This window comes from Micromonospora parva (assembly GCF_000718515.1).
Lineage (GTDB): Bacteria > Actinomycetota > Actinomycetes > Mycobacteriales > Micromonosporaceae > Micromonospora > Micromonospora parva.
On sequence record NZ_JNZS01000025.1, the window covers coordinates 50,200 to 64,964 of the forward strand.

The following is a 14,765-nucleotide window of genomic DNA, read 5'->3' on the forward strand; positions in this document are numbered from 1 at the left end:
GCCTGGGCGCCCGCGTCAGCCCAGACCGTTGAGCACCTTCTCGTAGCGGGGCCGGTCGGCGGCCGGGGTCTTCGCCTCAAGGTAGTTGAGCACCACCGCACCGCGCCGGTACGACTGGCCGCCCCACGTCTCGGCGATGTCGCTGGCGCTGATCTCGTCGGGAAACACGTACACCGTGACGGCGTCGGTGGCGATCAGCTCGGAACAGCCCAGGCCGAGACCGTCCGGCCCACAGTCGACCGAGCGGTCCTTCGGGTGCGGCACCTTCAGGCCGGCGGCCTTGAACGCGTTGACGACCTGGGTGGCACCGGGCGCACCCGTCGGGCGTTTGGGCAGCACCACCGGCGGTGGGCTGGCCGGCCGGCGCTGCGTGGGCCCCTGGGGGGCGACGGACGGCGGGGCCACCGGCGGGGCTGCCGGTGACGCGGCACCGCTGGCGCTGGGCGGCCCCGCCGAGGGCGTCGGGGCGCTCGGCAGACCGGTGGCCGCCGGGGCCGAGGACGACGAGGGGGTGGGGGCCGCACTCGACGGATCGGCGTCGCCACCGCCGCAGCCGGCGGTGACGGCCACGGCTACCAGCAGGATTCCGACGGCGGGCAGGCTCCGAATTGTCACCAGGGCAGTCTGCCCAACGTCATCCGGCGGCGGGAGGGGCCGGTCGGCCACTGCGCTGTCCCGAATCCGTCAGCCCACCCGGTTCCACTAGCCTGCGGGCATGTCCGCAGTGCCCTGGATCTCGCTGACCACCGACTACGGCCTCACCGACGGCTTCGTGGCCGCCTGTCACGGGGTCGTCGCCCGCGTCGCGCCGACCGCCCGGGTGATCGACGTGACCCACCTGGTGCCGCCGGGGGATGTCCGGCGGGGTGCCGCGGTGCTGGCGCAGACAGTGCCGTACCTGCCGGTGGGAGTGCACGTGGCGGTGGTCGATCCGGGTGTCGGCACCGCCCGACGGGGTGTCGCGCTGGCCGCCCCGGCCGGGCTGCTGGTCGGCCCGGACAACGGGTTGCTGCTGGACGCCGCCGCCGCGCTCGGTGGGGTGACCGACGCGGTCGAGCTGACCGAGCCGCGCTGGCTGGCCGCCCGGGTGTCCCGCACGTTCCACGGGCGGGACGTCTTCGCGCCGGTGGCGGCCCGGCTGGCGCTCGGCGCGCCGCTCGCCGAGGCGGGCCCACCTGTCGACCCGGCCGGGCTGGTGCGGCTGCCGACGCCCACGGTGACCCGGGACGCCGAGGGATTCACCGCCGAGGTGCTGACCGTGGACCACTTCGGCAACGTCCAACTGGCCGCACCGGCCGAGCTGCTCGATCCGCTGCCGGCCACGCTGCGGGTGGGTCCGCCGGGAACCGCGCCGGCCCATGCGGCGGTGCACGGGCGCACCTTCGGCGACGCCCCGGCCGGTGGCCTGGTGACGTACGTCGACTCGGCCGGGCTGGTCGCGGTCGCTGTCAACGGCGGACGGGCCGTGGACCTCCTCGCGGTGTCCGCGGGGGACCTGCTGCGGGTATCGGGCTGATGTTCGACTGTGGAATGCTTCTCCGGTGGGTGAGCATGTGGTTCCTGCGGGCTGTCCCTGCTGTGCGTCGCGGACCGGCGGGGGGACCTGTCCCGTCTGTTTCTGGACCGACGACGGCCAGACCGACGCCGACGCCGACGCCGTCCGGGGTGGCCCCAACGGCGACCTGAGCCTCACCCACGCCCGTCTCAACTACGCCGTCTACGGTGCCAGCCACCCGCGCTACCAGGACATGGTGCGCACGGCTCGCCCCGACGAGCGCCCCTGACGCTGAGGCGGCGCCCGACGGGGTGAGCGTGGCTCAGCAGACCGGCACGCTGCCGCCGTACACACTCGAGATGTACGCGTGGCTGACGTACTGGCCACTGGTCAGCCGGTTCCAGCGGGTGGTGGTGCGGTAGGGGCCGGCGACCGACTGACCGGTGACGTAGCACTGGATCGGCACGTGGGCCAGCCGGGCGGCGAGGCCACGGATCGCGTACGACGTGCTGGCCCCGGTGCGGATGTTGAGCGGCCCGTCGCCGACCACGCCGCGCGGGCCGCCACCGGTCCACAGGTAGGCGACGTCCACCCAGGCGTTGGTGGTCAGCCGCAGCCCGTCCCAGAACGTGCCGTCGGCCAGGTCGATGCCGGCCGGGTTGAGCACGGTCCGCCCGAACTGGTCCCGGCCACCGTTGTAGCCGGACTGGTACGCGGCCTGCGCCTCGGGTCGCCCCTGCGGCAGGTCCTTCCAGTTCTCCCGCACAGATGACGGGTTCCAGTAGTCGTCGCGGGTGTTCCACGGCCCGACGTCCCAGACCGGGGCGTACTCGCAGCGGGCGCCGTTGGTGGTGCAGACCCGCACGGTGTAGTCGCCGGTGTTGAGCGGGGAGAGTCCGCGACGCGACGGCAGTGCCGCGAAGTGGTCCCGGGGTTGCACGGTGCGGCCGTTGGCGGTCACCTCACCGACCAGCCCGATGCGGGTGGCGTACACCCGGTAGGTGCGACCGGGTGTGGCGGCGGACACGGCGGCGTTCGCGTCGGCGGTGAGCCGCATGCCCCGTACCGTCGCCGTCGCTCCCTTGTCGGGGGCGGTGAGCACCACCCGGGCCTGTACCCGGGTGACGGGTCGGTCGAAGACGGTGCCGGCGGCCCGCCACTCCGTCCAGCCGGCGGTCCGCCAGCCGCGGACCTGCGCCTCCACCGTCGCCCCGGCGGGGACCGCGGCGTCGATCTCGGCGCGGACCCGGGTGGCCGGCCGGGCGAGGGTGCGGGGTGTGGTCAGCAGCATCCCCTCGGCGACGGCGCTGTGCGGGCTGCGGGCGCCGCGCCAGGTGGGCCGGGCTTCCCGCAGGCGGAGGCCGGCGGCGGTGCGTCGGACGTTGACGTCGTCGCGGTCGACGATCGTGAGGTCGGCGCTCCACCGTTCGTCGCCGGGTGCGGCGGCGACGAGGGCGATCGGTGCGCTGGCGGCCGGGACGTTACCGGTGGTGGGTAGGAGCGCTGCGGTGAGCAGGAGGGTGAGGGTGGCGATGAGGGCGACGGATGGGATACGACAACGGGGTCGCGTCATGGGCATTCTCCTCAGAACCCCCTGACCTTCGCATGTCAGGAGATCATGAGGAACCTGTGTACAAATAGCGACACATGCGAATCTTGCTCGAAGAGGGAGAATGGCAGGGTGCCCGAAGGCGACACCGTCTGGAACACCGCGCGCGTGCTGCACCGCGCGCTGGCCGGCGCGCGGATCACCGGCAGTGACTTCCGGGTGCCGCAACTGGCGACCACGGATCTCACCGGCTGGACCGTCCGCGAGTCGGCCAGCCGGGGCAAGCACCTGCTGCTGCGGCTCGACACCCCCACCGAGGAGCACTGGAGCCTGCACTCCCACCTGCGGATGGACGGCGCCTGGCGGGCGTACGCCCCCGGGGAACGCTGGAGCGGCCGGCCCGCGCACCTGATCCGGGTGGTGCTGCGCAGCCCCGGCGCGGTAGCGGTCGGCTACCACCTGCACGAGCTGACACTGGTGCCGACCGCCGACGAGGACCACCTGGTCGGCCACCTCGGCCCCGACCTGCTCGGGCCGGACTGGGACCCGGCCGAGGCGGTCCGTCGGCTCGACGAGCACCCGGAGCAGAGCATCGGCGAGGCGCTGCTGGACCAGCGCAACCTGGCCGGCGTGGGAAACCTCTACAAGTGCGAGGTGCTGTTCCTGCGCGGGGTGTCACCGTGGACCCCGGTCGGTGGGGTGCCCGATCTGCCGGGCCTGGTGGCTCTCGCGCAACGGCTGCTCGCCGCCAACCGGGGCCGGTGGACGCAGAGCAGCACCGGCTCGCTGCACCGGGGGCAGACCAGCTACGTCTACGGCCGCCGCGCCCAGCCCTGCCGCCGCTGCGGCACCGCGATCCGCAAGGAGGAACTGGGTGAACGGGTCACCTACTGGTGCCCGGTCTGCCAGCCCGAACGCCCGGCCCCGCCATCTGCCGGCTGACCAGGCTCCCACCGATCGAGACCCAGCGTAGAAACGGACGATTGGGTAATTCCTAACCGGCCGTCGACGTCGCATGCTGCGGTTGAGCGCTCACCGACCGTCAGCAGAGTGCCGAGGTTCCCCACGTCGGGGTGGCGAACCTCGCGCCCCGAACCGGGGAGAGTCATGGCGATGTTCCGCAGACTCCGCTCCACCTTCCTCACGCGGACCACCCGCGACGCCGACGCCCCCGCCACCGGTCGGGGGGCGGCGGTGCCGGCCGCGCGGACGGCCGAGGAGGTCGTCGCGACACCGAGCCTGGACCCGGCAGTGGTGCCCCGCTACTTCGGCCCCGTGCCGAACTTCGCGCACAGCCCTCGCCCGACCCGCGACCCCGACGGGCAGGTGACGGCCGGGACCGGGCTGCGCAAGTTCGTCGACCCGCTGCCCCTCCCCGGCCAGCCGGGCGGCGGCGACCTCGGCAGCCAACTGCCGGTCGCAGTGCCCGACACGATCAGCTATCCGGGCTGCGACTACTACGAGATCGGCCTCCAGGAGTACGCGCAACGGCTGCACCGGGACCTGCCGGCCACCCGACTGCGCGGCTACCGGCAGCTCAACCTGGGCACCGACCCGGCCGGCCACAACACTGTGGTGCCACCGGAGCGACAGTGGCACCTCGGGCCGATGATCCTCGCCCGTCGGGGTCGACCGGTCCGGGTGAAGTTCATCAACCAACTCCCCACCGGCCGGGCCGGCGAGCTGTTCCTGCCGGTCGACGACACGATCGAGGGGGCCGGCCTCGGCCCGCTGGACGGCCCGGCGCCGTACCCGCAGAACCGGGCCGTGCTGCACCTGGCCGGGGCGCAGACCGGCTGGACCAGCGCGGGCAACCCGGGGCAGTGGATCACCCCGGCCGGGGAGATCACCCCGTACCCGACCGGACCCGGGCTGGCCCACGTGCCGGACATGCCGGCGCCCGGCGCCGGGGCCACCACTCTCTACTTCCCGAACGAGCAGAGCGGCCGGCTGCTGTGGTTCCACGACAACACCCTCGGCCTGGCCCGGCTCACCGTCTACGGCGGACAGCTCGCGCTCTACCTGCTCACCGACCCGGCCGAGGACCAGCTCGTCGCCGACGCGGTGCTGCCGGCCGACCAGGTGCCCCTGGTGATCGAGGACAAGACGTTCGTCCCGGACGACGCCCAACTCGCCGCCGAGGACCCGACCTGGGACCGGGAACGCTGGGGTGCCCGGGGCAGCCTCTGGCACCCGCACGTCTACCAACCCCGGCAGAACCCGTACCGATCCGGTGGACGCAACCGCACCGGCCGGTGGGACTACGGCCCCTGGACGAGCAACGCCGCAGCCCACGACACCCACCCCGACGGCTGGGTGCCGAATCCGTACCACGACCCGGTCGACGCCCCGGACGAGCCGCCGCTGAGCCCCGGCGTCCCGCACCCGTCGGCCGTCCCCGAGGCGTACGGCGACACGCCGCTGGTCAACGGCGTCGCCTACCCGTACCTGGAGGTGCAGCCGCGCGCGTACCGGTTCCGGATCCTCAACGCCTGCCTGGACCGCAGCCTCAACCTCCAGCTCTACCGCGCCCGCTCCGACGCGGCGATGTGGACGGCCGACGGCGCGCTCGCCGACCCCGACGCCGGCGAGGTGCCGATGGTGCCGGCCACGCGCGCGGCGGACCACCCGGCGGGCTGGCCGACCGACGGACGCGACGGCGGTGTGCCCGACCCACGCGCCACCGGCCCGGAGTTCATCCAGATCGGCAACGAGGCCGGTCTCCTGCCGGCCCCGGTGGTGCTGCCGAACCGACCGATCGGCTACCGGTACGACCGGCTCGACCCGACAGTGCTGAACGTCGACGGGCACACTCTGCTGCTCGCACCGGGTGAGCGGGCCGATGTGCTCGTCGACTTCTCCGCCGTACCACCGGGCAGCACGCTGATCCTGTACAACGACGCTCCGGCCCCACTGCCCGGCTTCGACAGCCGCTACGACCAGCACACCGGCGCCCCGGACCGCACCGCCGAGGGTGGCCCGCCCCCGACCGAACCGGGGTACGGCCCGAACACCCGCACCCTGCTCCAGTTCCGGGTGACCGGCACACCCGCGCCGCCGTACGACCTGGACCGGCTGCGCGACCGGCTGCCCGTGGCGTACGCGGCCAGCCAGCGCCCGCCGATCGTCCCGCAACCGGCGTACGACCCGCCGTTCGGCACCCGGACGACGACGCGGACGACGGTGCCGGTGCACGCCACCACTGTGACGTTCACGCCGACGGCGGGCACCGGCCCGGTGACAGTGCCGATCGCGGTGAAGGCCGCACAGCAGATCTTCGAGCCGGACCACGGCCGGCTTGCGGGTCGGCTCGGCGTGGGGCACCCGCACGCCGGGCCGCTCCACCCGACGACGCTGCCGCTCGGCGCGACCGACCCGGTCACCGAGGTGCTGTTCGCCACCGACACCGCCGTACCGGTGGGTGCCCCCACCGACGGCACGCAGCTCTGGCGGATCAGCGGCAACGTCCGGCAGACCGAGCCGGTGCAGGTCGACGGCTGCGACCTGCAGGTGATCAACCGGGTCGGCTGGGACGGCACGCTGCGCCTTCCGCACGACACGGAGCTGGGTTGGAAGGGGATCGTCCGGGTCAACCCCCGGGAGGACGTGGTGGTGGCGCTGCGTCCGGTCGCGCCGGTGCTGCCGTTCAAGCTGGGCGACAGCCTCCGGCTGCTCGACCCCTGTCGCCCGGCCGGCGCGCGGGCCGGTTCGACGCCGGTCAGCCCGGCCGACGGGCGACCCGCCACTGTGGTCAACCAACTGGTCAACCTGGGCTGGGAGTACCGCTGGCACAGCCAGCTCGCCGGCCACCGCGACGGCGGGATGACCCGACCGCTGGTGCTGCGGGTGGCGCCGAAGGCGCCGACGGGCCTGACCGCCACCCCGGTGCCCGGGTCGGCCACCGCGCTACCCGCGATCGCGCTGGCCTGGACCAGCAACGGCGGGCGACCGGCCGCCACCAGCCACCTGCTGCAACGCGCCACCGACGCGACCTTCGGCGGCGAGGTCACCACGATCACCGTCGCGGCCGCCGCCACCCGGTACACCGACGCGACGGTCACCCCGGGGGTGACGTACCACTACCGGATCCGGGCGGAGAACGCGGTCAGCTACTCGTCCTGGTCCAACGGGGTGCCCGCCTCGGTGCACCTGGCCGCGCCGAGCGCCCTGGTGGCGACGCTCCCGCCGGCGGCACCGCTGCGGGTGGCGCTGCGCTGGACGAACCGGTCGTTCGCCACCGGCATCGACGTGCAACGGGCCACCAACCCGACGTTCACCAGTGGCCCGGGCACCACGGCGATCGGGGTCGGTGACAACCACCTGGACCCGACAGTGGCACCGGACACCACGTACTACTACCGGGTGCGGACCACCTATCTGGGTGCCGCCTCGGCGTGGTCGACGGTCGCCACGGTGACCTCACCACCCCCGCCGGGCGTCCCGAGCGGGGTGAGCGCCACCGCCACCGCGCCGGGGCCGGACACCGCGACGGTGATCCTGGCGTGGGCGGCCAGCACCCCCGGCGGCCCGGGGTCCGGGTTCACCGTGCAGCGGGCCCTCGACCCGACCTTCGAGCAGGAGCTGGCCACTTTCACGGTGACCGGCCGCGGCTTCACCAACACGGGGCTGGCCCGGGGGGTGACCTACCACTACCGGATCCGGTCGTTCAACGTCGTTGGCACCTCGGCGTACACCGGGCCGGTCCTGGTGACGACCCCACCGTGACGGGCCCGCGCTCCGGGGGTGTGTGCGGTCAGCGCGTCGGCGCGCGCAGCGGGGTGCCGACGGCGCGCAGCTCGGCGAGCGCCCCGGCGACCCCGTGCAGCAGGTCGGTCGCCTCGGTGAGCCGGTCGGCGGCCGGGTGGGCGCTCTCCGGTCGGGCGTCCTCGGCCAGATAGCCGGCGGCGGCGACCACCAGCCGTTCGTACGCCGCCACCCCGGCCTCCAGTTGCGCGGTCAGCGCGGCGTGCGCCTCGGCCAGCGGCGGCCGGGCGTCGGCCGGGGCCAGCCGCAGCGCGCGTTCGACGCTGGCCACCCGGGTGGCCAGGTCGCGCAGCGAACGGTCGGCGGCGGCTGCCTCCAGCACCGCCGGCTCGGCCAGCCCGGTGAGCCGGGGGGCCATCCCGGCCAGGGTGAGCGCCGCCCGGTCCAGGCGGACCCACTGTTCCCCGGCTCCGGTGCCACGCAGTGCGATCCGGGAACGGACCCGGCGCACCTCGGCCAGCACGCCCGCGCCGACCGGCAGCCGCTCGACGGCGGCGACCAGCCGGGCCCGCGAGCGGGCCGCCGCCTCGGCCGGGTCGAGCGCCGGGGGTGCCGGCTGGGCGGCCAGGGCGCGCACGTCGATCCACCGCCAGGCGGCGAGCGCCACCGCACTGCCCGCGGCGCCGGCCCAGGCCGCGTCGGGCAGACCAAGCCCGGCGTACGGGGTCAGCACCACCGCCGCGCCGCCGAGCCCACCGGCCAGCACGCTCCACCGTCGGGCCGACCGGCGAAGCCGACCCAGCCTGCGGAAGTACCGGGTCCGCTCGTCTGCCACAGTGCCTCCTCGGTCCGGTCGTTCAGCCGGCGGCGGTGGGGTCGCCGGTGCCCCGTTCGCGGGCCATGCTGGCGCGCAGTTCGTCCAGTCGGGCGGCGGCGGTCGGGTCGTTGGCCGGGCCGGTCTTCTCGGCCTGCGGTACGGCCGGTCGCTGGGTCGCGCCGCCGAGCTGCTCCCCCGCCATGCTGGACCGGATCTGCTCCAGCCGGGCGGACCCGGCCGAGTCGATGGTGGCCTTCTGAATCTCCAACATACGGCCCTCGACGGAGTTGCCGGCCAGTTCGGCGCGGCCCATCGCGTTGGCGTACCGCCGCTCGATGCGGTCGCGCACCTCGTCCAGCGACGGGGTGGTGCCCGGCGCGGTCAGCGACGACATCGATTCCAGCGAGCGGGCCACCGTCTCCTGCATCTTGGCCTGCTCCAGCTGGCTGAGCAGCTTGGTGCGCTCGGCGATCTTCTGCTGGAGGATCATCGAGTTGTTCTCGACCGCCCGGCGGGCCTGCGCGGCGGCGCCCAGCGCCTGGTCATGCAGGGTCTTCAGGTCCTCGGTGGCCTGCTCGGCGGAGACGAGCTGGCTGGCCAGCGTCTGCGCGGACTGCTCGAAGCGCACCGCCTCGGCCTCGTCGCCCTTGGCCCGGGCCTGGTCGGACAGCACCAGGGCCTGCCGGGCGTTGCCCTGCAACCGCTCGACCTCGGACATCTGCCGGGACAGCTTCATCTCCAGCTGCCGCTGGTTGCCGATCACCGCGGCGGCCTGCTGGACCAGCGCCTGGTGCTGCCGCTGGGCATCCTCGATGGCCTGCTGGATCTGCACCTTGGGATCGGCGTGCTCGTCGATCTTCGCACCGAAGAGCGCCATCAGGTAGTTCCAACCCTTGACGAACGGGTTCGCCATCTCCGTGGTATCCCCTCAGTAGCGTCGCTCCACCACGGCCGGGCCGGCTGAACCGACCGACCGTCACCGGCCGGTCTCCATCGTCCCAGCAGAACGCCAACGAGGCATCCGTACCGGGCGGTCGACAGCACCGGCGGCTCCTGCGAGCAACCCTACGCGGCCGGGGCCACCTCGCCCACGGTCAGCCGGATCGGCGTCAGGCGGCGCAGACCACGTCCCGGTCGCGCTCGGTCGGGCGGACCCGGGTGCTGCGCAGGGTGGCCTTGAGCGGCGAGTCCTGGCGGACCGAGACGGCGACCTTGCCGTCGGAGGTGACCCGACGGACCCCCCGGTTGGTGCTCTTGGGCTCGGCGGCGGCCGGCTCGTCCGGCATCGAGACGAGCACCTCGGGCATCTGCTCGGCGAGCGCCACGGTGTCGCTCACCTCACGCAGCAGCTCGGACAGGCGGGCACCGAGGGCGTCACAGATCGCGGCGAGCAGCTCGCTGGACGGCTCCTTGTGCCCCCGTTCGATCTCGGAGAGGTAGCCGAGGCTGACGTTGGCGGCGGTGGAGACCTCACGCAGCGTGCGCTGCTGGCCCTGCCGGCGCGCTCGCAGTGCGTCACCGATCACCCGGCGTAGCAGGATCATCGCACCTCCCCCAGAGGGATTCCTCGCGCCCGGCGCTGGGCAGCCGGTCGCGGCGGACCACGCCGACCCCGAACGTCGGAGCCTTCCCGCAACCGTACCCGTTGCGGGCCCGGGCGACATCCCGCCCCGCCCGTCGGTTCGCCGGGGCGGGCCTGCCGGGGCGGTCCGAACCCGCCCCGGGCGGCGTTCACCGTGTCGCGGCGAAGTTCACCGTGTCGCGGCGACCAGCCGCTCGGTGAGCAGCCGCAGCGCCTCGACCACCGCCGCCGCCCGGACGTGGTCGCGCCCGCCGTCCAGGTCGAGCTGGCGGACCTCACCGCCGTTCGGGCCGGCGACCGCCACGTAGACCAGGCCCACCGGCTTGCCGTCCTGCGGTTCGGGACCGGCGACCCCGGTGGTGGCCAGTCCCCAGTCCGCACCGCACCGCTGTCGGCCGCCCTCGGCGAGCGCCGCCGCCACCTCCGGGTCCACCGGCCCTCGCTCGGCGAGCAGGTCGGCGGGGACGCCAGCCAGTGTCGCCTTCAACTCGGTGGCGTAGACCACGAGGCCACCCTGGTAGACCCCGCTGACCCCGGCGATGTTCACGATCGAGGCGGCCAGCGACCCGCCCGTGAGGGATTCGACGGTGGCGAGCGTCTCGTGCCGCTCGGACAACCGGTGCACCACCGCGGCCGCCGCGCTGCCCACCTCGGCACCGTCCACCTCGGCACCACTCACCCCAGCGCTGTTCACCGCCACCCCGCCCTCACCCCTCGCCGCATCCCCCAGTCCTTCCCCACCCACCGATCCCCAACCCCAACCCCATCGCGTCGATCATGAAGTTATTGCCACGACACACCGCCTCGGATGGCAACAACTTCATGGTCAACGGGGGTGGGGTGGGTTACCGGGGGCGGCGCAGGCGGAGGGCCTGGGCTATGTAGTCGAAGCCGGTGGCCACCGTGACCAGGACGGCGGCGGCCATGATCCACGGCCCGACGGCGGCGAGCGCGGCCGGCATCGGCCACAGGTACCAGGCGATGGCCAGGATCTGGAGCGCCGTCTTGACCTTGCCGCCTCGGCTGGCGGCGATCACACCGTGCCGGATCACCCAGAACCGCAACCCGGTGATGCCCAGCTCGCGGACGAGGATCAGCGCGGTCACCCACCAGGGCAGCTGGTCGTACCAGGAGAGCAGCACCAGCGCCGCACCGGTGAGCGCCTTGTCGGCGATCGGGTCGGCCACCTTGCCGACCGAGGTGACCAGCCCGAAGCGGCGGGCGATCCAGCCGTCCACGAGGTCGGTCGCCGAGGCCACGGCGAAGATCAGGCAGGCCGCCATCCGCCACCCGGCGTGGGTCATCCCGGACATGATCACCGAGGCGGCGAAGACCGGCACCAGCACCAGCCGCAGGGCGGTCAGCGCGTTGGCGGCGTTGACGACGGGGACCACGGCCACCACCCGGCCGGGCGTCGACTCCGTCGCCCCGGTCACCGCCGCACCCCGCTCGGGTCGCCGTGGCGTTCCCGGTACCGCACCACGTGGCTCCCCCGCTCCGCTCGGGCCCGCCGTCACCGTGCCGCGCCGGGCGCCGCCGAGATCATCTCATCCGGCACGGCGAGCAGGTCCACCCCTTCGGTGCCGGTCACCGTTGCGCGCACCAGGTCACCCGGGCGCAGCGCGGAAAGGTCGACCCCACCCTCGGCCGGGGCGACCAGGGTGGTGGAGCCGTCCACCTCCGGCGCCTGGTGCGCCGCCCGGCCCTCCACCACGCCGTCCTCGATCGTGTCGACCAGCACCTCGACCGTCGAGCCGAGGCGGTCCTCGGCCCGCTGCGAGCAGAGCTCGTCGGCGAGCGCGCTGAGCCGGTCGTACCGTCGCTTGATCGTGGCGGCGGAGACCTTGCCGGGCAGGCCGGCGGCCTCGGTGCCGTCCTCGTCGCTGTAGTCGAACATGCCGATCGCGTCCAGCCGGGCCTCGGTCAGGAACCGGACCAGCTCGTCGACGTCGGCGCGGGTCTCGCCGGGGAAACCGACGATGAAGTTGCTCCGGGCGCCCGCGTCCGGGGCCAGCGCACGGGCACCGGCCAACAGCTCCAGGAACCGGTCGGTGGAGCCGAAACGCCGCATCCGGCGCAGCACCGGCTCGCTGGAGTGCTGGAACGACAGGTCGAAGTACGGTGCCACGCCCGGGGTCGTGGCGATCGCCTCGACCAGCCCCGGCCGGGTCTCGGCCGGCTGGAGGTAGCTCGCCCGCACCCGGACGATGCCGGTCACCGCGGCGAGCTGCGGCAGCAGCTTCTCCAGGGCGCGCGGGTCACCCAGGTCCTTGCCGTACGAGGTGGAGTTCTCGCTGACCAGCACCAGCTCCCGCACCCCGGACTTGGCCAGCCACTCCGCCTCGGCGAGCAGCTCGTCCGGGGTACGCGAGACGAACGCCCCCCGGAAGGCCGGGATGGCGCAGAACGCGCAGCGGCGGTCGCAGCCGCTGGCCAACTTCAGCGAGGCCACCGGGCCGGTGTCGAGCCGTCGGCGCAGCACCTGGCGCAGGTGCGCCGGCGTGTGCTCGTCGGTGTCGGTGGGAGTGCGGGTCACGGTGCCGTGGCCGGGCAGCGACACCCCGCTGTCGCGGCGGCGCACCGGAGTCAGCGGCAGCAGCTCCCGCCGGTCGCGCGGGGTGTGCGCGCTGATCTGCTCGCCGGCGACGACGGCGTTGAGCCGGGCGGCGATGTCCGGGTAGTCGTCGAAGCTCAGCACCGCCTGCGCCTCGGGGAGGCTGTCGGCAAGCTCCTTGCCGTACCGCTCGGCCATGCAGCCCGCGGCGACCACCTTGGCGCCCGTCCCGGCGGCGGCGAGCAGGGTCTGGATGGAGTCCTGCTTGGCCTTCTCCACGAAACCGCAGGTGTTGACGACCACCACGTCGGCGCCCTCGCCGTCGGTGCTCACCTGCCAGCCGTCGGCGTGCAGGCGGGCGGCCAGCTCCTCCGAGTCGACCTCGTTGCGGGCACAGCCCAGGGTCAGCAGGGCGACACGACGGCCCTCGGCGTGGTCAGCGGGCGAAGGAGAGGTGGCAGACACCATCCGAGGGTACCGGGCCGGCCCGGTGAGCCCACGCACGCGGGCTGCGGAGACGGTCGACACAATGTCGGCCGGCAGCCGTCCGGGCCCGGTCAGCGGGCCGGGGCGGCCACCCGGGTCAGCGCGTCGAGCAGGAACACCTCGGTGCCGGCCAGGCCGGTGCAGCAGAAGACCGAGACCTGGTCCGCGCTGGTCCGGCCGGGGACCGCGCCGGCCAGGACGCCGCCCAGGTCGCGCAACCGCCCGAGGTACGGGGGCGTGGCGGCGAGCATCGGCGGCTGGTAGTCGACCGCCTGGACCGGTGAGTCGGTGACCAGCAGATCGGCGGTGTCCAGCAGGTCGGTCCCGAACTCGCTGCGGTCGCGTTGCTTGAAGCCGACCGCGTTGACGTGGGTGCCGGGGCTGAGGTCGGCGGCGCGCAGCACCGGGGTCGGGCTGGTGGTCGCCAGCACCACCAGGTCCCGCCCGGCGACGGCCGAGCCCGGGTCGGCCACCGCGCGGGCCGGCACGCCCAGTTCGGCACGGACCCGGCTGGCGAAGGTCTCCCGGCGAGCGGCGGACCGGCTGTGCACCACCACCTCGCGTAGCGGGCGGACCGCGGCGGCGGCCCATACCTGGGTCCACGCCTGCCGGCCGGAGCCGATCACACCGAGGGTGGCGGCGTCGGACCGGGCCAGCGCGTCGACAGCGACACCACCCAACCCGCCGGTACGACGGGAGCCCAGCTCCTCGCCGACAGCCACCGCCCGGACCGCCCCGGTCCGGGCGTCGTGCAGCACCACCAACTGCTCGCCCTGCGGGTGACCGAAGGTGTCGTACGAGCGGAAGCCGTACCACTCGCCGACCAGGTGCCCGGCGGTGAGCACCATCCGCCCGCCGTTGAGCGGTGCGGCGGCCCGGGGCGGTGCGATCAGGCGTCCCTCGTACGCGGCCAGGAGCGCGGCGCGCATGGCGTCGACCGTGGTGGCGGCGTCCAGCGTGGCGGCGACCTCGGGGTCGGCGTAGAGCAGGGTCATGCTGGCGATAGTGCATGTTGAAGTCAGGTAGAGGTCAACGGAGCGTGGCGGTGGTCACCGCCACGGCGCCGGGGGCGGTGCTAGCGTCGGACCCGGTGGCCGGATGCTCGTGGTCACTCCGGACGAGTGGTGGGCGTACCCGGTCAGGCCAAGACGCCCCGCGTGACGTGCAGACTCGACTCGTCCCGGCGCGGCAGCCCCGGGCGCTCCCGGTGAGGTGAACGATGGCCTGGCTCGTGCTGGTGATCTCAGGACTGCTGGAGACGGCCTGGGCGATCGCCCTGGACCGCAGCGCCGGTTTCAGCCGGCTGATCCCGTCCGTGGTGTTCGTGGTGACCCTGCTGCTGAGCATGGCCGGGCTGTCGTACGCGCTGCGGGACATTCCCGTCGGCACCGGCTACGCCGTCTGGGTCGGCATCGGCGCGGTCGGCACCGCACTGGTCGGGATGCTGACGCTCGGCGAGTCGGCGAGCCTGCCCCGGATCCTCTGCCTGCTGCTGGTGGTCGCGGGCGTGATCGGGTTGAAAATCTTCCACTGAGGTGTCCCGGCGACAGGCGTGACCGGCCCCACCAGTGGGTAGTG

14 protein-coding genes and 1 riboswitch are annotated in these 14,765 nt (G+C 74.0%); of the genes, 5 read left to right on the forward strand and 9 right to left on the reverse strand.

Features of this window, described 5'->3' with window-relative positions:
- Nucleotides 1-15: 15 nt before the first annotated feature.
- A complete protein-coding gene (locus IF22_RS34035) occupies nt 16-615 on the reverse strand; it encodes a hypothetical protein (protein WP_030336809.1) in 600 nt (199 codons plus the stop codon).
- A 100-nt stretch (nt 616-715) separates the two neighbouring features.
- Between IF22_RS34035 and IF22_RS0127100 the strand changes: the two genes are divergently transcribed.
- The gene (locus IF22_RS0127100; protein WP_030336811.1) at nt 716-1,516 is read left to right on the forward strand and encodes an SAM hydrolase/SAM-dependent halogenase family protein; all 801 of its coding nucleotides are present in this window, start codon (nt 716-718) and stop codon (nt 1,514-1,516) included.
- 25 nt (nt 1,517-1,541) lie between these two features.
- A complete protein-coding gene (locus IF22_RS0127105) occupies nt 1,542-1,784 on the forward strand; it encodes a CPCC family cysteine-rich protein (RefSeq protein ID WP_030336813.1) in 243 nt (80 codons plus the stop codon).
- Nucleotides 1,785-1,817: 33 nt separating this feature from the next.
- Here IF22_RS0127105 and IF22_RS0127110 read toward each other — a convergent pair whose 3' ends face one another.
- On the reverse strand, nt 1,818-3,068 hold the full coding sequence (locus IF22_RS0127110; protein WP_030336815.1) for a hypothetical protein: 1,251 nt from the start codon (nt 3,066-3,068) through the stop codon (nt 1,818-1,820).
- Between the two features lie 108 nt (nt 3,069-3,176).
- Here IF22_RS0127110 and IF22_RS0127115 point away from each other — a divergent pair, with 108 nt between their 5' ends.
- Both IF22_RS0127115 and IF22_RS0127120 read left to right on the forward strand, forming a co-directional pair.
- The gene (locus IF22_RS0127115; RefSeq protein WP_030336817.1) at nt 3,177-3,986 is read left to right on the forward strand and encodes a DNA-formamidopyrimidine glycosylase family protein; all 810 of its coding nucleotides are present in this window, start codon (nt 3,177-3,179) and stop codon (nt 3,984-3,986) included.
- A 165-nt stretch (nt 3,987-4,151) separates the two neighbouring features.
- Nucleotides 4,152-7,769, forward strand: a complete 3,618-nt coding sequence (locus IF22_RS0127120; protein ID WP_030336818.1) for a hypothetical protein — start codon at nt 4,152-4,154, stop codon at nt 7,767-7,769.
- 28 nt (nt 7,770-7,797) lie between these two features.
- On the opposite strand, the gene pspM is transcribed toward IF22_RS0127120, so the two are convergent.
- From pspM to IF22_RS0127155, 7 genes are all read right to left on the reverse strand, one after another.
- Nucleotides 7,798-8,583, reverse strand: coding sequence for a phage shock envelope stress response protein PspM (gene pspM, locus IF22_RS0127125; RefSeq protein ID WP_030336820.1), 786 nt, complete (start codon nt 8,581-8,583; stop codon nt 7,798-7,800).
- 22 nt (nt 8,584-8,605) lie between these two features.
- Nucleotides 8,606-9,478: a PspA/IM30 family protein gene (locus tag IF22_RS0127130; RefSeq protein WP_030336822.1), complete on the reverse strand. Its 873-nt coding sequence runs from the start codon at nt 9,476-9,478 to the stop codon at nt 8,606-8,608.
- Between the two features lie 196 nt (nt 9,479-9,674).
- Entirely contained in the window at nt 9,675-10,109 is a 435-nt protein-coding gene (locus tag IF22_RS0127135) for a helix-turn-helix domain-containing protein (RefSeq protein ID WP_030336824.1), read from the reverse strand.
- Nucleotides 10,110-10,316: 207 nt separating this feature from the next.
- Nucleotides 10,317-10,841, reverse strand: coding sequence for a CinA family protein (locus IF22_RS0127140; RefSeq protein WP_051708811.1), 525 nt, complete (start codon nt 10,839-10,841; stop codon nt 10,317-10,319).
- 151 nt (nt 10,842-10,992) lie between these two features.
- Nucleotides 10,993-11,583, reverse strand: a complete 591-nt coding sequence (pgsA, locus tag IF22_RS0127145; RefSeq protein WP_030336827.1) for a CDP-diacylglycerol--glycerol-3-phosphate 3-phosphatidyltransferase — start codon at nt 11,581-11,583, stop codon at nt 10,993-10,995.
- A 77-nt stretch (nt 11,584-11,660) separates the two neighbouring features.
- The gene (gene rimO / locus IF22_RS0127150) at nt 11,661-13,169 is read right to left on the reverse strand and encodes a 30S ribosomal protein S12 methylthiotransferase RimO (protein ID WP_030336828.1); all 1,509 of its coding nucleotides are present in this window, start codon (nt 13,167-13,169) and stop codon (nt 11,661-11,663) included.
- An 89-nt stretch (nt 13,170-13,258) separates the two neighbouring features.
- Complete coding sequence (locus IF22_RS0127155; RefSeq protein ID WP_030336829.1) at nt 13,259-14,182, reverse strand: ornithine cyclodeaminase family protein; 924 nt, start codon at nt 14,180-14,182, stop codon at nt 13,259-13,261.
- Between the two features lie 92 nt (nt 14,183-14,274).
- A riboswitch (guanidine-III (ykkC-III) riboswitch) is annotated at nt 14,275-14,345 on the forward strand.
- 61 nt (nt 14,346-14,406) lie between these two features.
- Here IF22_RS0127155 and sugE point away from each other — a divergent pair.
- The gene (gene sugE, locus IF22_RS0127160) at nt 14,407-14,721 is read left to right on the forward strand and encodes a quaternary ammonium compound efflux SMR transporter SugE (RefSeq protein ID WP_030336832.1); all 315 of its coding nucleotides are present in this window, start codon (nt 14,407-14,409) and stop codon (nt 14,719-14,721) included.
- Nucleotides 14,722-14,765 lie beyond the last annotated feature (44 nt).